Origin of the sequence: Carboxylicivirga linearis, assembly GCF_018271995.1 — a bacterium.
GTDB lineage: Bacteria > Bacteroidota > Bacteroidia > Bacteroidales > Marinilabiliaceae > Carboxylicivirga > Carboxylicivirga linearis.
Genome location: NZ_JAGUCO010000003.1, coordinates 306,393 through 330,771 on the forward strand (window position 1 = coordinate 306,393; position 24,379 = coordinate 330,771).

Annotated in this window: 20 protein-coding genes; 10 read left to right on the forward strand and 10 right to left on the reverse strand. The window is 35.8% G+C overall.

Annotated features, from left to right (window positions below; translation table 11 throughout):
- Positions 1–28 precede the first annotated feature (28 nt).
- The 4 genes from KEM10_RS06750 to KEM10_RS06765 form a co-directional block, all read right to left on the reverse strand.
- Complete coding sequence (locus KEM10_RS06750) at positions 29–844, reverse strand: hypothetical protein (protein ID WP_212215139.1); 816 nt, start codon at positions 842–844, stop codon at positions 29–31.
- Between the two features lie 398 nt (positions 845–1,242).
- Positions 1,243–2,286: a 23S rRNA (adenine(2503)-C(2))-methyltransferase RlmN gene (gene rlmN / locus KEM10_RS06755; RefSeq protein ID WP_212215141.1), complete on the reverse strand. Its 1,044-nt coding sequence runs from the start codon at positions 2,284–2,286 to the stop codon at positions 1,243–1,245.
- 11 nt (positions 2,287–2,297) lie between these two features.
- Positions 2,298–2,963 (reverse strand): ferredoxin--NADP reductase, encoded by a 666-nt coding sequence (locus tag KEM10_RS06760; protein ID WP_212215143.1) that lies wholly within the window; start codon positions 2,961–2,963, stop codon positions 2,298–2,300.
- A gap of 82 nt (positions 2,964–3,045) precedes the next feature.
- Positions 3,046–4,044 (reverse strand): SRPBCC family protein, encoded by a 999-nt coding sequence (locus tag KEM10_RS06765; protein ID WP_212215146.1) that lies wholly within the window; start codon positions 4,042–4,044, stop codon positions 3,046–3,048.
- 174 nt (positions 4,045–4,218) lie between these two features.
- Between KEM10_RS06765 and KEM10_RS06770 the strand changes: the two genes are divergently transcribed.
- The 5 genes from KEM10_RS06770 (at position 4,219) to KEM10_RS06790 (ending at position 13,338) form a co-directional block, all read left to right on the forward strand.
- Positions 4,219–8,568: a response regulator gene (locus tag KEM10_RS06770; RefSeq protein ID WP_212215148.1), complete on the forward strand. Its 4,350-nt coding sequence runs from the start codon at positions 4,219–4,221 to the stop codon at positions 8,566–8,568.
- Entirely contained in the window at positions 8,569–10,134 is a 1,566-nt protein-coding gene (locus KEM10_RS06775) for a LamG-like jellyroll fold domain-containing protein (protein ID WP_212215158.1), read from the forward strand.
- 52 nt (positions 10,135–10,186) lie between these two features.
- The gene (locus KEM10_RS06780; protein ID WP_212215160.1) at positions 10,187–10,756 is read left to right on the forward strand and encodes an RNA polymerase sigma-70 factor; all 570 of its coding nucleotides are present in this window, start codon (positions 10,187–10,189) and stop codon (positions 10,754–10,756) included.
- 46 nt (positions 10,757–10,802) lie between these two features.
- A complete protein-coding gene (locus KEM10_RS06785; protein WP_212215162.1) occupies positions 10,803–11,780 on the forward strand; it encodes a FecR family protein in 978 nt (325 codons plus the stop codon).
- A 73-nt stretch (positions 11,781–11,853) separates the two neighbouring features.
- On the forward strand, positions 11,854–13,338 hold the full coding sequence (locus tag KEM10_RS06790; RefSeq protein ID WP_212215164.1) for a carboxypeptidase-like regulatory domain-containing protein: 1,485 nt from the start codon (positions 11,854–11,856) through the stop codon (positions 13,336–13,338).
- A gap of 93 nt (positions 13,339–13,431) precedes the next feature.
- On the opposite strand, the gene KEM10_RS06795 is transcribed toward KEM10_RS06790, so the two are convergent.
- Positions 13,432–13,671, reverse strand: a complete 240-nt coding sequence (locus tag KEM10_RS06795; protein WP_212215166.1) for a phosphopantetheine-binding protein — start codon at positions 13,669–13,671, stop codon at positions 13,432–13,434.
- Between the two features lie 217 nt (positions 13,672–13,888).
- On the opposite strand from KEM10_RS06795, the gene KEM10_RS06800 reads away from it, so the two are divergent.
- The 3 genes from KEM10_RS06800 to KEM10_RS06810 all read left to right on the forward strand — a co-directional run bounded on the left by KEM10_RS06800 (position 13,889) and on the right by KEM10_RS06810 (position 17,126).
- A complete protein-coding gene (locus KEM10_RS06800) occupies positions 13,889–15,049 on the forward strand; it encodes a BamA/TamA family outer membrane protein (protein ID WP_212215171.1) in 1,161 nt (386 codons plus the stop codon).
- A 111-nt stretch (positions 15,050–15,160) separates the two neighbouring features.
- Complete coding sequence (locus KEM10_RS06805; RefSeq protein WP_212215172.1) at positions 15,161–15,736, forward strand: DUF4494 domain-containing protein; 576 nt, start codon at positions 15,161–15,163, stop codon at positions 15,734–15,736.
- Between the two features lie 172 nt (positions 15,737–15,908).
- The gene (locus KEM10_RS06810; protein ID WP_212215173.1) at positions 15,909–17,126 is read left to right on the forward strand and encodes an L-serine ammonia-lyase; all 1,218 of its coding nucleotides are present in this window, start codon (positions 15,909–15,911) and stop codon (positions 17,124–17,126) included.
- Between the two features lie 199 nt (positions 17,127–17,325).
- Here KEM10_RS06810 and KEM10_RS06815 read toward each other — a convergent pair whose 3' ends face one another.
- The 4 genes from KEM10_RS06815 to KEM10_RS06830 all read right to left on the reverse strand — a co-directional run bounded on the left by KEM10_RS06815 (position 17,326) and on the right by KEM10_RS06830 (position 20,488).
- Positions 17,326–18,024 (reverse strand): YjjG family noncanonical pyrimidine nucleotidase, encoded by a 699-nt coding sequence (locus KEM10_RS06815; RefSeq protein ID WP_212215174.1) that lies wholly within the window; start codon positions 18,022–18,024, stop codon positions 17,326–17,328.
- Between the two features lie 96 nt (positions 18,025–18,120).
- On the reverse strand, positions 18,121–18,984 hold the full coding sequence (locus tag KEM10_RS06820; RefSeq protein WP_212215176.1) for a Cbp1 family collagen-binding glycoprotein adhesin: 864 nt from the start codon (positions 18,982–18,984) through the stop codon (positions 18,121–18,123).
- 22 nt (positions 18,985–19,006) lie between these two features.
- On the reverse strand, positions 19,007–19,684 hold the full coding sequence (gene rsmI, locus KEM10_RS06825) for a 16S rRNA (cytidine(1402)-2'-O)-methyltransferase (RefSeq protein WP_212215178.1): 678 nt from the start codon (positions 19,682–19,684) through the stop codon (positions 19,007–19,009).
- A gap of 6 nt (positions 19,685–19,690) precedes the next feature.
- Positions 19,691–20,488, reverse strand: coding sequence for a hypothetical protein (locus KEM10_RS06830; RefSeq protein ID WP_212215187.1), 798 nt, complete (start codon positions 20,486–20,488; stop codon positions 19,691–19,693).
- 71 nt (positions 20,489–20,559) lie between these two features.
- Between KEM10_RS06830 and KEM10_RS06835 the strand changes: the two genes are divergently transcribed.
- Together KEM10_RS06835 and KEM10_RS06840 are read left to right on the forward strand one after the other, a co-directional pair.
- A complete protein-coding gene (locus KEM10_RS06835) occupies positions 20,560–21,132 on the forward strand; it encodes a thymidine kinase (RefSeq protein ID WP_212215189.1) in 573 nt (190 codons plus the stop codon).
- Positions 21,133–21,134: 2 nt separating this feature from the next.
- Complete coding sequence (locus tag KEM10_RS06840; RefSeq protein ID WP_212215191.1) at positions 21,135–23,582, forward strand: bifunctional UDP-N-acetylmuramoyl-tripeptide:D-alanyl-D-alanine ligase/alanine racemase; 2,448 nt, start codon at positions 21,135–21,137, stop codon at positions 23,580–23,582.
- A 12-nt stretch (positions 23,583–23,594) separates the two neighbouring features.
- Here KEM10_RS06840 and KEM10_RS06845 read toward each other — a convergent pair whose 3' ends face one another.
- Positions 23,595–24,302 carry a Crp/Fnr family transcriptional regulator gene (locus KEM10_RS06845; RefSeq protein ID WP_212215192.1) on the reverse strand — a complete coding sequence of 236 codons (708 nt, stop codon included), beginning with the start codon at positions 24,300–24,302 and terminating at the stop codon, positions 23,595–23,597.
- Positions 24,303–24,379: the final 77 nt, after the last annotated feature.

Sequence of the window (24,379 nt, forward strand, 5' to 3'; positions counted from 1 at the left end):
TATTGCTTAAAAGATTGGAACAAAAAGTTTAATCTATTTCATTAGTGAGTCTTGATAATTCCTTTTTTACCTTTTTTCGTTCGTCTTTTATTCTTTTTACCTCCTTTAAAACAAATGAAATTTCGTATCCGTCTCTGATGGCTTCTTTATCAAATTTTTCCATTACGATGTAATAGTATTTCTTTCCAATGAATTGTACTTTTAAAGATTGATCCCAGTTTGATGCAATGAAATCAATTACTCCATTGTCTTTACCATCTTTATAATTAACAATCTCCCATACATTTTCACCGTCTTCAAATTGCCTGTTTTGAAAACCATCTTTTTCTACTTTTTCACTCAAAGCATGATTGCCGCTAAAGTACACTTTAATCTGATTGTGGTTAATGTGTGATGTTCCGGTGTAATGACTGGAAATATAAAATTCTCCATCCCAGTCGAGGTGTGCTCGTAGGTAAATCCTGTTATAAGAATTTTCTGGTTTCTGACGTTTGTGGATCAGTATTTTTTTTGACCCATAATCAGATGATTCTCGAAAGTTTTTTAATAGAGGTTCTAACTCTTTTTCTCTTGCAGTTAACAGACTATCAAGAAAATCAAGGTTGTTTTTTTGTTCGTCAATAGTAATTTTTCTTAACAAATCATTAGCCCGGGTTGTATATTCAATTTGGTCAGAGAAATCTTCATTGATAGTGTCAATCAGTAGTTTTGCATCATTAAATTGTTTGTCAGCAAAAAGTTCTTGCGCTTTCTCGAATTTATTTTTTGCTAATTTTTCCCTGTTTGGACCGCAGGCAATTAGAATGACAGAAATAATAAAGAGTATTGGGAGAATTTGTTTCATGCTAAAAATATTATACCTCAAAAATATAAAAGTTTATTCTAGAGTAATAAAAAAAGCCACCAAAGGTGGCCTAATGTTAGTGAAAAAAAGATTTGATTAAAAAAACAATGTTTCTTAATCGCAACATGTTTAAATTGTTTACATGTTCAACTTGTCCTGTTAGCAAAAGCCTTCAGGAATCCCCCGCAATTAATCTTAATATTAAAATAATGTTTTATCGATATTTATTTGTGCAATAAAGGTGTGCTTATTGCATTTGTTATCAATAACGTATGCTTATTCGGTTGGTTTCAGTTTTGTGGTTAAATCATTAAAACCATTGATCTACTTTCTAGATTAAACGATAATAGAATTTTACTATTGTAAAGAAAACAAAAATTATTGATAAACAAAACTAATTAATAGTCTTTTTCTGTATCTGAATTAATTAATTTTTTTGTTGATAACAATCCGCACGCAGCATAAATGTCTTCACCTCGGGATTTCCTAATTGTTGTATTAAGTCCTTTGTTACTTAGTTGGTCTCTAAACCATTCCATTTTTGATCTTTCACTTCCTCTTAATGGCGAATTGGGAATAGGATGAAAATGAATCAGGTTAATTCTGCATCTTATACCGTTTAATAGTTTAGTCAATCCTTTAACATGTTCCGCAGAGTCATTCACTCCTTTAAACATGATGTATTCAAATGAGATTCTGCGCTGTCTTCCAAAGTCATAGTCTCTAAGGGCTTCAATGACCTGTTCAGCAGAATAAACATTTTCAATAGGCATCAACTGTTTACGCTCCTCGTTAAATGGAGAATGCAAGCTTATGGCCAGGTGTGCTTCTGATTCTTCAATGAAGCGACGCATTGCGGGTACAACTCCAATAGTCGACACATTTATTCTTCTTGGGCTCCAGCCATATCCCCAATCAGAAGTAATTATTTCAAGGCTTTTAAGCACATTGTCAATATTATCCATGGGTTCTCCCATTCCCATATAAACCAGGTTGGTTAATTTCTCTCGTTCAGGTAAGCTAGCTATCTGATTGAGAATTTCGTTAGTGGTCAATTGTTTCTGAAAGCCCTGACGAGCAGTCATGCAGAACAAGCAACCCATTTTACAACCAACCTGAGAAGAAACACAAAGGGTATTGCGTTCTGATTCTGGCAAGTATGCGCTTTCGATAAACTGAGAATTGATAGTTTTGAATAAATACTTCTTTGTACCATCAATTGATTCCTGGTATGATTCAGGAGGTGTTAAGCCAACCTCATATTTCTCATCTAACAACGCTCTGGCTTTTTTCGAGAGATTACTCATCTCCTCAATTGAGGTAACATGTTTTTTATACAACCAATCAGCTAACTGTTTTGATGTAAAAGCAGGGAGTTTTAATCCAACTATTATTTCTTTTAGTTCACCTAAGGTTTTTCCGTACAATGCTTCTTTAGCCATAACTAGCTTAATTAAAAATAGATTTCAGCAATGATATGATCGAAAGGAATGCCTTTTTCAATAAGGATTTCTCTAACGTCTATAATCATTTGAGAATTTCCGCAAAGATAGTATTTATAATTGGTAGGTAATTGCTTTTGATTTTTGAGGTAAGTTGTTAGTCTGCCATTATATACTCCTTCTTGTTCCTCGGAGGTACAAAATCGCTTGTAATTTTCACCGAGTAATGATATAAAGGTTTCTTGATAATAAAATGAATCCAAAGTTCGTGATCCATGAATTAAAGTAACCTCATCAGCTTTATTTGAACGTGCCAATGAAAGAAATGGAGCAATTCCAGTGCCAGTTGCTATCCACATGGCTGGTTTATGTTCGCATAAAAATTTACCAAAGGGTTCAGAAATAAAAAGATGATCGCCTGTTTTCAACTCAGCTAGTGAAGGAGTTAGTTGACCTTGAGGATTAATATCAAATAATATCCCTAAATAATCTTCGTCAAGTCCTGATGCGATTGAATATAACCGTGGTTCATTATCGGGAGCTAATGCAACTGCTATAACCTGTCCGGGTTGAAAGTCAAATTTTTTATCGATTTTAAGATAGTAAACACCTTCTTTCAAAAGTAGGTTGTCGATAACACTTACCTGATGTAATATTTTTCGCTTACGGCTATTCATTCCAATTTTTTGAATTTAACAGCCTTGCCAGAGAAATGTTTATAAATAAGTATTGCTCTTGCTGATAAGAATAATAATGTAGTTATTTCAAAGGAAGGTAAACCTCTGTAATCCATTTAGCAGGATCAGTTTCTTTTGTTGGATCGGTTAAGTAAAACTCTATTGGATCAATAGATCTGCTAACTTTTAATTTTTTGCTTCTGGCATACATGTATGCCGCCGACCATGCATTTGACAGATGTTTATAATCGCCTTTAAAAGTAACTTTTAAAGCTTTTTTAGCTGGTAAAGTAGCCACGTAAAATCCATTGCTGAGGTTAAATTGCGAGGAAGTTATTATTCCAGCCGAATACTCACAAACAGGATTTTTTATATCGAAATTGTGATAAATAGCCAGTGCTTTTTCTGCTTGTATATTCTTGTCGTTTGCCAGGTTATTTAATTGATTAAATGCTTCTTTCATTGAACTGCTAATATCTTTCATATTACAGCTAGTTCTGGTAGCTATAAATTGGTCAGGCTGAATGTTTTCTATGCCATCAATTTTTATTTCAGAAGCAATAGATCCTAACTCCAGTTTATCTTTAATCATCTTTAAACCTCTTTCATAATCCATCCCAATCCACGGCTCCATATTTTTAGCCATAAATTTGAATAAAAAAGGCATTTTACCTTTCATTCCCCAAGTTAGTTCGCACATTTCACCTTTGCCGCTTAACATCCAGAATACATCAGAGCGAGATTTGAACGGTTTTAAAAATCGTATTTCCTGTTCAAGAGAAACATCTTTTTTTAAGGATTTGTGCTCAATCTCACCAACCCCCACCATTTTGCCGGTCCACTTATAAACGGCCCCAATGGCTTTACCATCTTTACTTACCGAGACATTAGCATCGGGTTCGAGACATAACCATGGCGACCATGATGTCCAGGTATTAAAATCAGAAATAAGTTCAAATGCTTTTTCTCTGGATACATCCAATTCTATCGATCGGGTTATGTAATACGATCCGTCTATTGAAGCTAACCATACTGTCAGGCCCAATAGTACTAGTATAAATATAAGTAGTGCGTAAATCATAATCGAATATTAGTTTGTATCAGGGCGGGGATATATGGCTTTCTAATTTAATCAGCTATTTTGTCAAAGTCAACAGGTAACTAATTATAGCTAAATTAAACGTGTTTGGAGTTTGTTAAAGTGTTACTTTAAAAATGTTGTTATCTTTAAAGATTCAATAGAAAAGCATATTTGATGAGACAATTGGGAGCAGGAGGACTAGGTAAGTCTATTCAAAGAAAAGTTATTATTGGTTTTGGTATCATTATCATGATTCTTTTTCTGGTTTCATTTATGAGTATCAATGGTATTCATCAATTGTCGCATGTGGTTTCTAATACAGAGGTGGTGAATCGCTTGCAGGATCAAATTTCCGATTTAAGATTAAATGAAAAGCGAGTTCTTATCTCAGGTAATTCTTCCCTTAAAATTAGAGTTGATACTATTTCCCGTAATATCACCAACCTTCTAAAGGAAATTAATCAGTCTGACATAAATGATGAAACCAAAAGTGAGTTGGAACCTTTTGCCGAATTGGTAAGTGAATTCAATAAGAATTTTAGTTTGTATGTTTCACTACACGAATTGTTGGATACAACAGATGATCAGAATGACTCATTATTTAAAAGTATTGAAACAATAGAAATCAATCAATTCGAAACAATTGGGAAATGGTTTCGGCCGGGATCAGAGAAATATAATAGTGTTACTCGAGAGTTTAATGATATACATTCAAATTTAATTTCCATCCGGGTTATTCAAACCCGAATACAGAATAGGTTAATTCAAGGCGGTGAGCGCGATACCCTTAATGTTCGCTTTGATAGGACCTTAAAAAAGTCATTCGAGATTGAAAACATTGTTAATAATGCAGAGGTTCGTGAGTTTATGAGTGACTTCCGAAATGTTTTTAGAGCCTATGAACAAACAACCATACAAATTCTCAATCTAAGTGAAAACATCAATACAGCCCAACGCGGTTTAATCAGTGCCGGAAGCGAAATGCAGAAACGCTCTAAAAAAGCATCTCTATTACAAAGTAAGCAACTAACTAAGTGGGGCGATTTAAGTATGAACTTCCTGATTATATTGGTAGTTGTTGCTATACTCGGAGCAGGCTTTGTACTGGCATTTTTTATATATACCATTACTTCTGATGAAAGAAAAAGGAAAGATATTGAAGGGGCAATTGAAGATAATCGTCGTTTGCTTGATGATATCATCAATAACAGTAAAGCTCTCATTTTTGTAAAAGATTTAGAAGGAAGGTACACATTGGTAAATCAAAACTGGTGTGAAGAAGTAGGGGTGACCGAATCGGAGGTGATCGGTAAACAGGCAGATAAGTTTTTTGATGCTGAGGTAGTTGAGCATTGGAATGAAGTTGATGAACAGGTGATAAAATCAGGTGTTGCTGTTCACTTCGAAGAAGGTATGGAATTAAAAAAAGGCAGAAGGTATTTTCTGTCTAATAAGTTCCCAATAAGAAATACAGAGGGCGAAATAACTGCAATTTGCAGTATATCAACTGATATTACTGAGTTAAACGAAGCTTTGCGCGACCTGGAAAGAAGTCGTGAGAATTATCGAAATATAGTAACCAATGTGCCGGGTATTGTTTATACCGGAACGATGGACGATAGCCGCTCGATGTCTTTCTTAAGTAGCGGATTTACGAAAGTAACCGGTTTTGATAAAGAGAACTTTTTAAATGGGGTTCAGTCGTTCACCAATATGATAGTTGAAGGTGATAGAGAAAGAGTATTAGAAACTATCAAGCAGGCAGTGGCCCGTAATCAGTCCTTCGAAATTGAGTATCGTATTGAAGATGTGAAAGGAGAGAAGAGATGGCTTCATGAAAAAGGAATGCCTATTAAGCAACTTGAAAATTCGGGGTATTACTTGCAGGGTGTAATGATTGATATGACAGCCCAAAAAGAAGCCATTTCGGAAGTAATGTTGCGCGATAGGTTTTTGGAAGGTGTAGCTGAGGCGGTTAAGGAGTTGATTGCCAATCAGGAGGCTGAAGAAGCTCTTCTGAAATCATTACGTATTGTAGCGCAGAGTGCCATGGTCGATCATTCATTTATTTTTGTAAATGAACCAATTGGGAAAGATGGTCAGCCAAGGTTTTCGCATCATTACGAATGGCAGAAAGATCAAATAAAACCAATTCAACGGCCGGAATTACAAAATGTAAGTTATCAGGAAATAGGCTCCAGATGGTACCATTCATTAGCAGATAAGAAAGAAATCAGCGGATTTAAAGATGACTTTATAAAAGAGGAGCAGGTGCTTTTCGAAAAGTTAAATATTCAGAGTATACTTATAGTCCCGGTTTTTGCCCGAGATGAATTTTGGGGTTTTATAGGCTTTGGAAATATTAATAAAGGATTACCTTGGGTTGAATCGAACAGGGCTATTTTTAGAGCTTATACGGTTACTCTTGGTATTGCCATTGCAAAAGAGCGTGATTCGGTGCTGCTTAAAGAAGCAAAAGATGCAGCTGAAGCAGCTACCCAGGCAAAAAGTGATTTTCTGGCGAGGATGAGTCACGAGATTCGCACTCCAATGAATGCTATTGTTGGATGGACTCATCTTGCTATTGAGAAAGAAGCAGCTCATTCTCATAGCGATTATTTGCATAAAATTCAGGCAAGTTCTAAGTCCCTCCTGGGAATTATTAACGATATACTTGACTTCTCAAAGATTGAGGCTGGCAAGCTTATTTTAGAAAATATCGATTTTGATCTTGAACAGGTATTTGATGATTTAAGTAATATGGTGAGTTACAAAGCTCACGAAAAAGGGCTTGAATTTATTTACGCTCTGGATGCCGATGTTCCACTTAATTTGGTGGGCGATCCTTTACGACTATCTCAAATACTTATCAATCTGGTAAATAATGCCATTAAATTTACCAATGAAGGAGAAGTGGTTACGAGTGTATTAGTATTGCAGGAAGACGATAATGATGTTGAATTATTGTTTGAGGTAAAAGACTCAGGTATTGGTATTAAGCCCGATCTGCAACAATATTTATTTGAATCATTCTCGCAGGCCGATGTTTCAACCACCCGAAAATATGGTGGAACCGGACTTGGTTTGGCAATTTGTAAGCGACTTACAGGTTTAATGGGAGGACGTATTTGGGTTGAAAGCGAATATGGAATGGGAAGTTCCTTCTTCTTTACTGTTAAGGTTGGTAAAAATAAAGTTCAAAAACGCGATCTTCTAATTCCACCTAAAGACCTGGAGGGAATTGAAATATTGTTGATAATATCTCATCCAGTTACCTCCCATATTCATAAAGACATGCTTGAGCTGCTTGGTTTTAAAGTAACCATGGTGGGTAGTTTAGAAAAAGCAATGGTGAAGTTGGTTGAAAGTAATCAGAAAAAAGTCTTTGACTTGATTATAATGGATTGGGAATTGCAGAGAGAGAATAATGTAGATGCTGCTTTTGAACTAAAAAAGCATAATAAAAATTCAATTCCTTTAATCATTCTTATACCAGCTTTTAATCAGGATCCAATTCTCCTTAATTTTATTGAATCAAATCCTAAGGTGTGGTCGGTAGTAAAACCTGTCAATTACTCTACTATTTACGATGGTTGTATGGAAGCCTTAGGAAAGGAAAAATCAACTGTTTCATGGCGTAAGAAAGAACCGGATTTGTACCTTAAGGAACTGAAAAAGTTGAAGGATGTATTGGTACTTTTGGTGGAAGATAATGAAGCTAATCAGATGATTGGCATTGAGTTGTTGGAGCTTGCTAATGTTAGTGTGGAAGTGGCCTCCAATGGTAAAGAGGCAGTTACTCTATTAAAGAAAAGAGGTCCAAATTATTACGATCTTATTCTAATGGATATTCAAATGCCTGTGATGGATGGCTTTGACGCTACCAAAGAAATTTTGCAATCTTCGGGTTTTAAAGAAATGCATATTGTTGCCATGACGGCTGACGCCATTGATGGAGCTAAAGAAAAATACCTGAAAGCCGGAATGGTGGATATGATTTCTAAGCCTATCGATCCGGAACAGGTCTATAATAAGGTTCTAAAATGGGTTAACAAGCAAAGAGGTATTATGCAATCCAAGAGGAGACCTGTAAAAGTGATTGACCAATCGGAAAATCAAATTGCAGAGAATTTACCTGAAGTTAATACCTATCCTCCTATTGAAGGGATAAATGTGGAAGAAGGAGTGAAACGATTTGCGAATAGATGGGATTTCTTCAAGCGACTATTGCAGCGTTTTTATTTCGATCATCTCAATTTTGTAAAGGAATTTAATGAATTAAAAGTTAAGGATAGAGAGGCTGCAGAGCGTATGTTGCATTCGTTCAAAGGAATTTCCGGTACTATTTCTGCACCTAAGTTATATGAAATGGCTATAAAGGTTGAAAAATATTTTAAAGAAGATAGTCCGTCATTTAGTGAAGGCTTTATTGCTATGACAAAAGAGTTGGAAACAATTTTAAAGGAATTAAGTATAAACAAAGAAGTGGATATTGAGGGGGTAGATAAACAAAATTCTAACTAAATGAGGATTCTAAGTATTTTTCTCTTTTCACTTATTCTTATCTCGTGTGAAGATGCTCTTCGTTCTCCCGGGAAACCTCTTATGCAATTTGATTTCAATAACGAAATTGTTAACAAGGGGATGGGTAAGCTGGATATTGAGGGGGATGCAATGGTAAGTTATTACTATGGAGAAAAAGATACCTGTCTCGATTTAATGGCTTCAGCAAAATATCGAAAACCCATAATCATTAATTATCAGGATGACTTTTCGTTTGAAGATTACGATGGATATACCGTTTCTGTTTGGATACAAAAAGCTCGCAATGATAATGAAAGTTATAGTGTCCTTTCGCAACAAACCTATTTAGATGGTAAATGGCTAGGTTGGGAATTACGAGCTGAAAATTGTGGCTCATGGAGCTGGGTTTATCGTGATAGTATACAAACCTGGAAGTATCAACCTACTTCTTTGAGGCAACCTGTAAATGATGGTAATTGGCACCAGTTAACGTATAGCTATAATAAAAACTCGCAAGAAGCTCGCCTGTATTATGATGGAGAAAACGTGGCTGTTTACTCTTTGTTTGGGAATACATTCAGTATAAAATCAGTTCCGTTACGTGTAGGAGTGAGTCCTGCTTCAGCTTCTGAGAATATAGATATTTTTAATGGTAGGATTGATAATTTAGCTGTTTGGTCGCGAACACTGGAATCAGAAGAAGTTCATACTGTCTATAGATTAAAAGAAAAAAAGAAGTTTAAACGACCTGTTAGCGGTGATGTATTTAAGGTTTTGACATGGAATATCTGGCAAGGAGCAATTCATGAGGGGAAAAGAGTAGGGGCGGAGCGTATCTTAGATGTTCTTCAATCGTCAGAAGCCGATTTGATTATGTTGCAGGAAATGGCAGGTGAGGGGCCTTATTTAGCTGATGGTCTTGGGTTTTATTTATATCAGAGAAATAAGGACTTGGGAGTGCTTAGCCGATATCCATTGGAAGAGGCAAATAACGTATTTAGAGTACATAATTCTGGTTGTATAAAAGTTGATTTGGGTGCTGATCAAAAGGTTTTTGCTTGCCCAATCTCATTGACAGAAGAGCCACGACTGGATTCATATATAAAAAGTGGAAATGCGGACGTTGATACAATCATATATCGTGAAAACGAATTCAGAGGAAGAGAAATAACCTTTATTCTGGGTGAATTAAGGCATTTGATGTTTACCAATAAAAATACTCCCATGATTTTAGGTGGAGGTTTTAACAGTGGATCACATCTGGATTGGACGGAACGGAATCAAGATCTTCATATGGGGCTTGTTGTTGAATATCCGGTGACTAAACAGGTTGAAAAGGCTGGGTTTACAGATACATATCGCAGCTCTCATCCTGATGAAGTTGTAGACAAAGGGTATACCTGGTCAACTAAATTTAAAAGTGCTTTTCCTAATCGTACAGACTTTATCTATTCATTTGGCGAAGATATTCATATTGAAGAAAGTTATGTGTTAGATGACCATCAGGTAAGTTTCCCTTCGAGCCACGCTGCTGTGGTAACCGTATTTAATTTAGAAAAAAAATAATAGCGGGTAAGGGTTTTTATTTCTTAAATTGTCCTTGATAAAACCGAAGTAAATGGGTACATCTTATGATTTAGATGTTAATGAGCAATCTCTTTTGAATAGTATTAAAGAAGGAGATGAGAAAGCTTTTGAATATTTATTTAAAAGCTATTACCCCCACTTGGTTTTATTTGCGCAAAAATATTTAAATGATCGGGATTTGTCTGAAAGCTTGGTGCAAGATGTATTTGTTAATATGTGGATGAAGCGTGAAGATATGTCCATTCGATCATTAAAGGGTTTTTTGGTGGTGGCTGTTCGAAATAAATGTAACAACGAATTGAAGCATCAAAAAGTGGTTAGAGAGTTTGAAAAATCAAACGAAACGACTCCAATAGAAGAATTACCTCATTATAACGATGAAATTTATTTAAATAAAATTAATGAGGTGATTGACCAGTTGCCGGCTCAGCGGAAACGTATTTTTCGTATGAGTAGGATGGACGGTTTAAAATATAGAGAGATTGCTGATAAACTGAATATTTCGCCAAAAACTGTGGAAGTGCAAATGGGTAAGTCACTTAAGTTTTTGCGAGAAAAGCTTCAGCCATTAAAAAGGCAGTTGCTAGGTTTATTTTTGTGATTAATAATAAGGGTAAATAAAGTGTGAAATGTCCTTAAGTTGAATGATGAAACAGAAAAGATCACATAGTATCGATTGGGATTTAATAGCTAAGGATATAGCTGGTGAGTTAAGTCAGAATGAGCATGATAGGCTGAATAATGAATTATCAGCTGATAATGACTTGCTGGGACAGCTAGGTGAGCTATGGGGTGATGCCAAGTATGCGCAGGAATTAAAAACAATTGATACCAATAAAGCGTGGTCGAAAGTTCAGAATGATATACATCACAAGCAGAGGTACCGTTTAATGAACGGTTGGAAAAAAGGTATGTTAGTAGCAGCTACTGTAGTTATTGCTTTAGGTGCATATGTACTGATTAAGAACTTGGTTTCGGATGACAAATTTACCAGTGTTATTGCTCAAAATGAAGTAACACACATTCAACTTACAGATGGAACAAAAGTGGATTTAAATATAGGTAGTGCACTTAAGTATCCCAATGTTTTTGATGCTGAAACAAGAAAGGTAGAACTTCTGGGGGAAGCATTTTTTGATGTTGCCCGAAATGAGAATCAACCCTTTGTTATAGAAACCAATAATCTTCGGATTAAAGTTTTAGGAACATCCTTTAATGTAAAAGCAAATGTTGAAAATGGCAACGAAATAGTCACAGTGTCATCTGGCAAGGTGGAAGTATGGCATAATACAAGCCATGTTGTATTGGAAAAAGGAGAGGCTGTGGATTTTGATGTAGAATCTAAGGAGTTGGTGAAAACTTCAGTGGTAAACGTTAATTACAAAGCCTGGAAAACGCGAGAAATAAAATTTGAAGATGTTTCGCTGAGAGAAGTAATTGCCATTATAGAATCGGTTTACCATATTACAATTGAGGTGGATGAAAGTGTTGAGGTGGATAGTTTAATTCTTAATGCTCAATTTAGTCATGATAACCTAGAGCATGTTATGCGAGTGGTTTGTCAAACATTCAACCTGCAATCTAGTCGTGAAGAAGATAAATATCGAATAGAATCTGTTAGATAGCTGGGAAGAAAATTGTATTTTAATGCGGAGTTCCATTAAAGGACCTTTCTCTTTCAATGCTTAGTACTAACAAATGAAGATATCCATTAACAAGAGAATAAGTGTGTTTGTGTTGATTTTCGGATCACTTCTATCATTGCATGCACAAACATTTAATTTCCATTATAATCAAATTTCTCTCGGAGCTTTAATGGATACTATATCCAACCAAACAAATATTAAAATTTCCTATGATGCAAAAGCTGTTCCGGTTGACAGTATTATTGCAATAAACAAGAGTCAGATACATCCTTATGCTTTGTTACAATCAATTCTGAAAGAGAGAAATTTAGTATTGTCTTTTAGTAACAACCAAATTGTAATAAGTGAATCCAATAAAAAGCAAGAAAGTCCATTTCTAAGGATCAAAGGAAAAGTGTGCGATGATGCTGATAGTTCAGCAATGCCGATGGTTAATGTTACCATAAAGAATAAAGCATTGGGCACAATAACTAATATGGATGGCAAATATGAATTCGTTGTTCCATCGGAATATATTAACGACACACTGGTGTTTTCTTATTTAGGGTATTTAAACAGTTTGTTTAAGGTTAATGAAGTTGATAGTCTGTTAACGGTACGAATGAAAAGTCATGATATTAAACTAAAAGAAATTGAAGTTCGATATCAGGAAGTAGATGATATAATTGAAGGAATTAAGAAAAATAAAGCAGATAATTATTTCAATACTCAAACCATTTTAACCGGTTTTTTCAGAGAATCAATTAAGCAGGATAATAAGTTCGTGCAAGTGTCAGAGGCTATTATCCAAATTCAAAAACCTTCGTATAAAAATCTTTTAAGTCTTGAAAGGGTAAGGTTTATAAAAGGTAGAAAGCTTTCAGGTTTGCACGCAATGGAATCGATTAATTTCAAACTCGAAGGAGGTCCTTATCAGTTCTCAAGAATTGATGTAGCCCGATATTTCGAATTTTTACCCAAAGAGGAAGATCAAAATACCTACAGGTATACCTATGAAGGTGTTAATTACATGGATGATGAGATGGTATATCAGATTGGTTTTGCACCTGTTGACGATGATGGAGAGTTAAACTATCAAGGAAAGATAATGGTTCATTCACAATCTTATGCAATCGTACATGTTGATTTTGAATTAACTAAAAAGTCACTAAGACACAGTAGAAAAGCCTTAATAAAGAAATCAACCAGAAGGATTAAAGCTAAACCTCTGAAGGCAAAATACTACATTGATTATAGAAGGTTGAACAATAAGTGGATACTCAATAAGGTTGGCGGAGAAATTGCCATATTTATCAACGATAAGGATCAAAAAATAGATTCAGAATTTGTAGGAATATCAGAATTATTAATTAGTAATTGTGAGTTTGATAAGGAAGAGCGTTTTAAGGCATCAGAGTTATTTAAACCCAATTATGTTTTGGCTGATGAGATTGAAGAAACAGATGAAAAATTCTGGGAAAATTATAATATTATAAAACCAGATGAGGAACTGGAGAAAGTATTTAAAGCCAGAAAAACACAAGAGAAAGAAAAATAAGGTTGCTCTCAAAAAAGTTGATGGGACGATAAAATGAGTGGTTTTATTGCCTGTTCCGAAAGCAACCTCATGGGATTGGTCATTGAAAAAATCCTATGCGCAATGTCTCTGTAAATAATCAATAGTAGATTTTACAGATGTTAATTGCACTACTTCGTCGTTTTTAATATCAAGATCAAATTTCGTTTCCAAATAAAAAAGGAAACAATTCATGTCTAAATCATCAACAAAAAGCTCATCACGAAAGCTAGCTTCTTCACTAATTCGACTCTTAGGTACACCAGTTTTTCTTAAAACTTTGTACAAATTTCGTCTAATCGCTTTTGCATTCATAACTATAATCAATTATTAATTCATCTATAAGACAAACTAAATTCTTTTTGGACGTACGTTTATTTTGAATTTTTTTCAAAAAAATTCAAAATTATTAATAATAATGGCGTAAGTGATTGTTATACAGTGTGAATAATGCTAAAATAAAAATGTACATTTGTAGCTTCTAATAATAAAATAACAAAGAAGGATTGAGGTGAGTAAGTGTTGGCGGAAAATGACAATAATAGTCATTGTGCTTTTGCGTGTTTTAATTTCTGTTCATGGTCAGGTTGATTCAACTAGTTTGATTATTAATAATCTGGACTCTCTTCGTTTTGCAAAAATCGAAAACAAAAATTTTAGGATTATGCCTTATCTGGCACCTTCCTACACTCCTGAAACTGAATTTTTACTGTCTTGCGGAGGTTTAATAACCTTTAAAACCCAGCAATTAAATAGTCTTTTAAACCGGTCTTCAATACCTTTCTCACTTGGATATAGTTCAAATGGGGCTGTAACAATCAATATCCAGAATGTAATTTACCTTGCTGATGATAGACTACGAACTTTAGGTGAGTTTATTTACAGAGATATGCCTGATAACTATTGGGGAGTTGGATATGAAAATGGATTGAATGTTCCTAAATCAAATCAAACAACAGGGTATAAACGCATGTACTGGCGTTTTTATGAAAGGTTTATGTTTCGCACCTATAAAGATCTATTCATAGGAGCTGTAATAGATATGAATGGAACTGTTGCTTCAGAGCTTAATGATTATATGAAACAGGATGAATATGTGCAGGCCAATGGAACTGAAATCAGTAATACCGGCTTTGGAATAGCTGTAGAATATGATACAAGAGATTTTGTGCAGAATGCTTATGAAGGAGTGTTTGTAAGTGCTACTATGTTATTATTTCAACAATATTTGGGTGGAAACACGAGTTATAGAGTGGCTGAGTTTGATTATCGACAATACTTTAAAGTGCAGCGAGAAAGACGTACATTAGCTTGGATGATAAAAGCTCGCCATTCATTTGGCGATGAAATTCCATGGTCGGATATGGCTATGTTAGGTGGGCCGTTTAATATGCGAGGGTATACATTGGGGCGGTTTAGAGATAAAAATGCTTGGAGTCTAACGGCAGAGTATCGACACATGTTTAAGCGCAAAACAATTAATAAACGAGGAGACTATAACAGTCGATTGGGTTATGTTACATGGTTGGGAGCTGGAACTGTATCGGGTCAAATAAAAGAGTTTAATGGCTTATTACCCAATGCTGGTGTGGGCCTTCGATTTGAATTGCAGCCTCGTATGAATGTTCGGTTTGATTATGGTATAGCTAAAGGTGAAAACGGGGTGTATATTACTTTTTCTGAAGCATTTTAGAGTATCATTGACTTTGCTTGAGCTGTTAATAACTTTTACAAAACGGACTGATTTATTAATTTTTGCACTTGCGTATCAATCTTATATTTGTAGCCATAAAAATAAAGAAGTATGCAAAACTTATTTGAGTGTAAGGTAAAGTACGAAAAAATAGATGAGGCGTCAGGTAAGGAAAAGAAAGTGAGTGAAACCTATCTGATCGATGCCGTTTCCTTTACAGAGGCCGAATCTCGTATCTACAAAGAGATGGAGATGATGGTTCGTGGCGAATTTGTTGTAACCAATATTCGTAAGGCCAACTATACTGAGATTTTTGATAATGAAGATGGAGATCGTTGGTTTAAGAGTAAAATATCGTTTGCTTCGGTTGATGAAAAATCGGGTAAAGAGAAAAAGGTAAGTAACCAGATTTTGGTTATGGCAAGCAACGTAAAAGATGCTTTCGATAAAATCCATGAAGGAATGGGTGGAATGACTGTTGATTTTGATATTAATGCCATTTCTGAAAGTCCGATAATGGATTTCTTCCCTTATTTTAATGATGATGTGAACACCGAAATACCAGCTCACCTTAAACCTATCGAACGTAACGAAGAAGTAGAAGAAGAGCAGGTGGTTGAAGAAGAAATCATCGAAGAAGATGAAGATACAGATGAACAAGTATATGATGAAGAAATTGATTCATAATTTGTTTTTAACAAAATATTTAAAAAAAGGAGTCAGGGTATGACTCCTTTTTTTGTATCAGATTAGTTCCTTTTCTTAAGGACTATTAAAAAAATGTAAATCATACCTAAGTTGACAAAAGGCATATAATTTGTAATAACCTGCTCCTAATTTTGGTTAAATTTTAAGAGCCATGATGGAGTCGATTAAAGAGATTTATAAAATCGGAAGCGGACCTTCGAGTAGTCATACTATGGGACCGAAAAAGGCAGCTGAGATGTTTTTGAAGCGTCAGCCTGATGCGGCTCGCTATGAGGTTACTCTGTTTGGTAGTCTGGCAGCTACCGGAAGAGGTCACCTGACTGATTGGGCCATTGAAAAGGTTTTTAAAGAGAGGAAGCTAAAGATTAATTGGAGGCCGGATGTTTTTCTGCCTCGTCATTCGAATGCATTATCGTTTACCGCTTTTAATGATATGGGAGTTGAGCTGGATAGCTGGACTGCATATAGTGTTGGAGGCGGCACTGTAATAGATGATTTTAAGCAGGAAGAAACTAAGGCTATTTACGAACTAACCACTTTGGATGAAATTCTTCAGTATTGCGATGATAATGGATTGCAGATTTGGGAGTACGTAGAAGAGGTTGAAGGAAAGGAAATCTGGGATTACTTAAGCAAGGTATGGAGAGCAATGTCAAAAGCTGTTGAAAAAGGTTTAGATGAAGAAGGAACTTTGCCAGGAGCACTGAAGCTTCCACGAAAAGCAGCATCGTATTACACCAAGGCTAAAAACTTTAGTGGAAAAATGGAGCGTAGATCCATGATTTTTGCTTACGCTTTGGCTGTATCAGAGCAAAATGCATCCGGAGGAACCATTGTTACGGCTCCAACATGCGGTGCCTGTGGTGTAGTGCCAGCTGTTTTAAAGTTTGTTCAAACCTATTATAATGCTTCTGAGAAGAAAATATTGCGAGCCTTGGCTACTGCCGGTTTAATTGGTAATCTGGTAAAATACAATGCTTCTATTTCAGGAGCAGAAGTGGGGTGCCAGGGCGAAGTTGGAACAGCGTGTGCAATGGCATCTGCTGCAGCTACTCAGTTGTTTGGTGGCAGTATCTTTCAGATTGAATATTCAGCTGAAATGGGACTGGAGCATCATTTGGGCTTAACATGTGATCCAATAGCCGGATTGGTTCAAATTCCGTGTATAGAGCGAAATGCTTTTGCCGCAGCGCGCGCGTTAAATCATAATACCTATGTTCTATTGTCTGATGGACGTCACCGAATTACCTTTGATGAAGTAGTACGCGCTATGAAACAAACGGGGCACGACTTACCAAGTTTATACAAAGAAACATCAACTGGCGGATTGGCTGTTTTTCACTCTAACAAGAAAGATTGTAAAGCATAAAAAAATCCCGGTAAATCCCGGGATTTTAAGCTCTAAAAATACAATTGTTGAATAAATCTGGTGATGACTCATTATGGAATGAATCATATGTGCAAATATAGATTTATAAATGAGACTGCCAAATGATGCATGTTAGTCTAATGGATTAAAAGCTAGGATTGTATTTTGTATTTGCCTAAAAATAGTAATTGAGAATGTTCTATAATAATAGTGGTAGCAACTGATCCAGTGCACTTATTTCATGAGTAATGTTCTTTTCGTGTTGTAATTGTTTGCTATTAAAAAAGACTTGATCGATTCCAGCTTTTATGGCCCCTTCGATATCTGCTTCGAGGCTATCTCCAATTACCAGTGCTTCTTTTTTACTTGTATTGCAGCTTCTAATAAAATAATCGAAGAAATAAGGATGTGGCTTTTGAACGCCTATCAACTCCGAGATATAAATATTTTTAAAGAATGGTGCCAGACCACTATTCTTTAATTTTTTGCTTTGCACTTCGCGAAAACCATTGGTGATAATATGCATTTGATAATGCGGTTGCAGTTTCTTCAATACTTCAATGGTATTCGGGAATAGCCTAGTTTTAGTTGGGCTAACAGCAAGGTATTGTTTTGCAAATTCCTGTGCAATGGCTATGTCATCAAATCCAACTTCAGAAAATGGCAGATAAAAACGTTGCGTATTTAATGTTTTCTTATCTACATTACCTTTTCTGTATTGACTCCATAAATACAAATTATGTGTTTCATAACGGGCATGAAAATCATTAAAATCATCGAAATATTTATTCAGATGAAAGGAATCGAAAAGCTCGATGAGTGTTTCTTCCGAGTTGGCTTCAAAATCCCATAAAGTATGATCTAAATCGAAAAACAGATGTTTGTATTTTCTTTCCATAACCGCAATTTGTTACAAAGATAGTTTAGCTTTCAGCAATAAAAAAGCGACCTCATATGAGATCGCTTTTTCAGTTGGAATTGAATCCTGTATTTTTTAGTTAACCTGTACAACTAAATAACGAGATCTGCTCCAGAATGCTTCTTTATCAGCAATTTTTAGTACTATACTTCCTTCTTCTACTTCCTCTAAAGTATAAGATGATTCGGGATGCACAGTTAAGATCTTAGCTTTAGGACGGAATAAAGGAATGGAATCAATCTCACGATAGTCGATGGTAGTGAAATAATCTTCGTCATAACCTTCACCTGTTACCGTTTTTTTACTGAATAGTCCATTGCTTTCAATAATTTTTTGATCTAAAAGTTCCTTTTTAGTTCCAAAGACATAGTGGGCTTTATACAATTCTTCAGTAGCTTCTGCTAATTGCTGTTGAGTAGCATTTCTAACATTCTCCAATGAGTCAACAACACTTTGCAAACCGTCAATAGTAAAGTTTAACTCGGTTATTTCAAGGCTTTGATTTTCCAGTTGTTGTTTAAGCTTGATAATTTCCAGAGTTTTTTCTTTTAACTGATTATTTAAGCGTGTAACCAGTTTGTTAAGATTTGCATTGTTGGTTCCTGATTGCTTCAGGTCTTTTTCCAGTTTTGAAATCTGCTCTTTATTCTGAAGCATTAAATCATAAATCAACTGAATGTCACTGTTGATTCGGTCTTCCAGAGCTTTTCCTGAAGCCTCGCCACTGGCAACGTTCATACTAATGATATTTTCTTTTTCTTTTATTTGCTGTAGGTTATCGTCAATTGATATCATAGCAGTAACCAAACTGTTCATCTGTCGATCTTTCTCCGCTACAGCCATCATTAAAGAATCTTTTTCGCGTTTTACATCGCTTGAGTCAGTCATATTACAAGCTGATGTAAGTATGATCAGAACGATAGGAATAAGTTTTTTCATACAGTAAAATTTTTGTGGGTGTTTACTTGTGTGCGTTTCCTTCAACTACAATTACTATTTCTCCTTTAACGGTTTTTGAAGAGAAATATTGTATAAGTTCTTCCAGCGTACCTGGCTTATTTTCTTCATGTAACTTACTTAATTCCCTCGAAACAGAAGCTCTTCTATCTTTTCCAAAGTGTTCAGCAAACTGTGTTAATGTTTTTACCAGCCGATAGGGCGACTCATAAAAAATCATTGTTCTGTTTTCCTCCGCCAACAATTCTAATCGAGTTTTCCTTCCTTTTTTAGGAGGCAGGAAACCTTCAAAACAAAAGCGATCGTTGGGTAATCCAGAATTGACAATTGCCGGAATAAGAGCTGTTGCGCCAGGCAAACATTCAACTTCAACTTCTTCATCAAGGCATTTGCGAACTACCAAATAACCTGGATCAGAAATGGCTGGTGTACCGGCATCCGATACCAAAGCTGCATTTTCACCTGCTAAGAGGCGGTTAACAACATTTTCAACCGTGGCATGTTCGTTGAATTTATGGTGCGACATCATTCGGGTGTTTACCTCAAGATGCTTTAGTAAGAAACCGGTTGTTCGGGTATCTTCCGCCAAAATAAAATCTACCTCCTTTAAAACCTTAATGGCTCGTAATGTAATATCCTCCAGGTTGCCGATGGGAGTCGGTACAACAAATAATTTACCCATATCAGCTTATATAAATCTGCGTTGAATATTCTTAATAAATGATTGGCTTACTTCGTTATCATCATCCCAGTTAAAATTTGATTTTAAAAACTGACGGGCTGAATCAAACGAGTCCATAGTGTTTAATTGATCAAGTGTTTGATTTAGTTTTTCCATGTTACCATCAAACAACTCTCGTTGGTAATAAAAACGATCGTTTATTCCAATGGCTTTTCTCACATCGTCAACCGGTTTGCCAATTTGAGAGATATGATTTCCCTCTTTCTTCACTGCTATTTGCTCATTTACCGACTTGGTCTCGGAATGCATCTTCTCTCCTAATACGGAACTTTTCTTCTCTTCTGGTTTCTCATTCTGTTCCTCGGGGGCAGCTTCTATTACAGGTTCTGATTTTTCTTGTACCGAGGTGGAAGGTTTTTCTTCTTTCTTCGGATCAATGTTTTTTTCAACTTCAATCTTTTTAACTTCCACTTCAGTTATTACTTCGTTAACATCAGTGGTTGCTGAAGAAGCTTCACCACTTACAAATTGTTCTGAGGATTCGGCAATTTCATCGGCCTCTTTTTCCGGAGTAATGGTTCTGACGGAAGAAGTTAGGCTCGATTCTGTAGGTATCTCAACTGGTTGATCTGATTCCTGCACCGATTCAAGCAACGAGAGTTCTTCGCTGATATTATTCAGTTTAGTCTTTGCCAGATTGATAAATGCTGGATTAACAGCAGTCTTGCCCTTAAATGTAGACACTAATGTGTGCATTTCATTTAGGTCGTTCAAAATTATGTCGATAAGTGCTTCTCTTTCCATGGTAAAAAACGTAGCATTTTACTTACTTTTGCAAAGGTAGTGATTGCAATTTAAAAAACTTCGTAGACTAAATGTTTCTTGAAAATAAGGCTAATAGAGACTCGCAAAGAGGTTGGATTGAGGTGATTGTAGGGTCAATGTTTTCGGGTAAAACCGAAGAATTATTAAGAAGATTGAAAAGGGCTGAGATAGCCAAACAAAAAGTTGAGATTTTTAAACCCATGGTTGATGTGCGTTATAGTGATACGGAAGTTGTGTCGCACGATTCTAATGCTATAACATCAACTCCGGTTGAGTCTTCAGGTAATATCTTACTGCTAAGTAGTAATGTAAACGTTGTAGGTATTGATGAAGCGCAATTTTTTGATAATGGTTTGGTAGATGTTTGTGAGAAACTGGCCAATCAGGGAATCAGAGTGATTGTGGCTGGTTTGGATATGGATTTTAAAGGCAAGCCTTTTGGTCCTATGCCGAATTTGTTGGCTACGGCCGAATATGTTACTAAGGTTCACGCCATTTGTATGCGATGTGGCGATCTTGCTCATTTCTCTCATCGATTATCAGAAAATGAAAAGCTTGTTTTGTTGGGCGAAAAGGCAGAATATGAACCTCTTTGCCGTAAATGTTATGCTAAATTAAAATAGATATGGCCCAAATTACGCTCCAACAGTTTGCCAAATATGCAGAAGCTGAATTACATGGAAATTCAGAAGCAACTATTGAGCGTATTGTTTTTGATAGTAGAAAATTATTATTGACTGATGGGGCTCTTTTTATTGCAGTAAAAGGAGCAAACCATGATGGCCATTCATATATATCAAATTTATATAGCAGGGGTGTAAGAGCCTTTTTGGTTGAAAAAGGATTTGACTATAGCGGTTTTACAGAGGCAGGATTTATTATTGTTGATAATTCAGTGCAAGCTCTTCATAAGGTTGTGTCTCAAATGAGGAAAGGCTTTCATTTTCCGGTCGTAGGTATTACAGGAAGTAATGGAAAAACCATTGTTAAGGAGTGGGCTGCCCGAATTCTTGATAAAAAATTGAAAGTAGGACGCTCGCCCAGAAGTTACAATAGTCAGCTGGGAGTCCCTCTGTCGGTTTTTATGTTAGAAGATGATTGTGATGTTGCTCTTATCGAGGCCGGAATTTCATTGCCTGGAGAGATGGATGTCTTGCAGAGGATTATTGATCCTCAGATTGGTATTATCACTAATATTGGTCAGGCCCACCAAGAGAATTTTCAATCAATCCAACATAAACTTGAAGAAAAGCTCAAACTCTTTAAAAATTCAGAATATCTACTCTTTAATATTGATGATGAAGTAATTCATAAAGGTGTTCAAGAGGAATTACCAGCCGTGAAGACTCTTACTTACGGAAGTTCTGCAGATGCTTCCTTACAAATTTTACATCAGTCAGAAGATGCTTCGGGAAAGATCATAAAAGTAAGTTTTAAAGAAAAGGAATTTGATTTAACTATTCCTTTTAACGATGAGGCTTCGGTTGAAAATGTGTTAGTGTCCGTTTTGCTTGCAATGCATCTTTATATAAATGTGAAACAGGTGAAAGAAGCGGTAAAAGCCCTTCAACCTGTGGCAATGCGTTTGGAGCAAAAAGAAGGCATTAATAATTGCATACTCATTGATGATGCCTATAATTCCGATTTAACATCACTTGAATTAGCTCTCGATTTTCTGGATCAGTTAGGTGCTAAAAAAGGGTTGAGTAAAACCTTAATTCTCTCAGATATTTACCAAAGTGGTATGGATTCTGATGAGTGGTTTGGTCAAATTCAACGCTTAATTGAACTGAAAGGAATTGGGCGATTCATTGGAATTGGACCAGAATTATATAAGGCTATGGGGGGTGTAAATGCATACCATGCAACAGAAGAATTCTTAAATAGTGTTCATATCAATAGTTTTAGGGATGAAGCCATATTATTGAAAGGTTCTCGATCATTTTCTTTTGAACACATATCATCTTTTCTGGAACAACGCCGGCATAAAACAATTCTGGAAATAGACCTAAATGCCTTGATGCAAAATGTCCAAACATTTCGCTCAATGTTAACTCCCGGAGTGAAAATGTTGGCTATGGTAAAAGCTTTTTCATATGGCAGTGGCTCGTTCGAAATTGCCAATGTGCTTCAGCGTCAGAAGGTGGATTATTTAGGTGTTGCCTTTGCCGATGAAGGAATTGAATTGCGTGAAGCAGGAATCAACTTACCCATCATTGTTATGAATCCTGAGTTGAGTAGTTTTCCGTTGATGCTTCAATATGATCTGGAACCTGAAATTTATAGTTTTCATTTGCTGGAAAGTTTTTTAGATGCAGCAGAAAGGCAGGGTAATCAAAATGTTTCGGTGCACATTAAGATAGATTCCGGTATGAATCGAATGGGATTTTTACCTGATGAAATGGATAAATTGATTACTCGTCTTAACCAAACATCGTTGCTTAAGGTATCAACTGTTTTCTCTCATTTGGCAGGTAGTGATGAGGATGTACATGATGATTTTACGCGACAACAAGGTCAGGTGTTTAACGATTGTTGTGCCAAATTAAAAAATGGCTTGGGATATAATTTTATTCGCCATATTTTAAACTCAGCTGGTATTGAGCGATTTCCGGAAATGCAAATGGAAATGGTTCGATTGGGTATTGGAATGTATGGTGTGTCATCGAATAATCAGGAATTAAAAAATGTTGCCACATTAAAATCATATGTATCGCAGCTGAAGCAGGTTAAGAAAAGTGAGACCATTGGTTATGGAAGAAAAGGAGTTGCCATTGAAGACAAAACAATAGCCATTGTTCCGGTTGGTTATGCCGATGGACTAAACCGATTGTTAAGTAATGGAGTTGGTAACTTGATTATTAATCATCAAAAAGCTCCCATTATTGGTAATATTTGCATGGATATGTGCATGGCTGATGTTACAAATCTGAAGGTCTCAGAGGGTGATGAAGTGGAAATATTTGGTGAAGAAAATACCATTGAGGAGATGGCTCAAAAACTTGAAACCATCCCTTATGAGATTCTAACCAGTATTAGCCGAAGAGTAAAGCGGGTTTATTTTCTTGAATAATACTTGTGATTATTAACCTAGTCGAGATATTTTCTCTAAAGTATCTTCATCCAATATTTTAATGACTCTGCCATTAACGGCCAGGACTTTCTCATTAACAAACGTAGTAAGGGTACGAATAGCATTGGATGTTGTCATGTTTGAAAAGTTGGCTAAATCTTCACGCGATAAATAAACACTTAGCGTTTGTCCATCTTCTTCATAGCCATATACCTCTTTTAATACGCAAAGACTCTCGGCCAATCGTCCACGAATGTGTTTTTGAGTAAGAGTTACTGTCCTATAACGAGCAAACCCTAATTCTTTGGCCATCGATTTCATAAATGTCATCGATAAAGCTGGATTGGTTTGCATCAATTTGTAAATTACAGTGCGGGGAATATGAAATATGGTGCAGGGTTCAATAACTTCGGCTGCTGCTATGTGTAAATCTTCAGCAAATAAAGCTCTATAGCCAATAAAATCAGGAGCACTTGCCATTCTTACTATTTGCTCACGACGCCCAACACCTTCTTTAAATATCTTAACCTTTCCCGATCCAAGACAAAGTAAACCTGTAGGTTTATCACTCTCACGATATATGATGTCATTCTTTTTGTAAGCTAAAGTTGTATGATTATCCAAAAGATAACTTCTTTCTTCTTCGCTAAGAATGTTATAAAGATTAGGAATGTCCTTAATAGTAGGAATTATTTCCTCCGACTTTTTTTTCGCCGCCATGTTTATGTTGTAAAACAGTGTTATATAACACAAATTTAATAAAAAATGGATTGAGCACCTTATTTATTAATAAAATT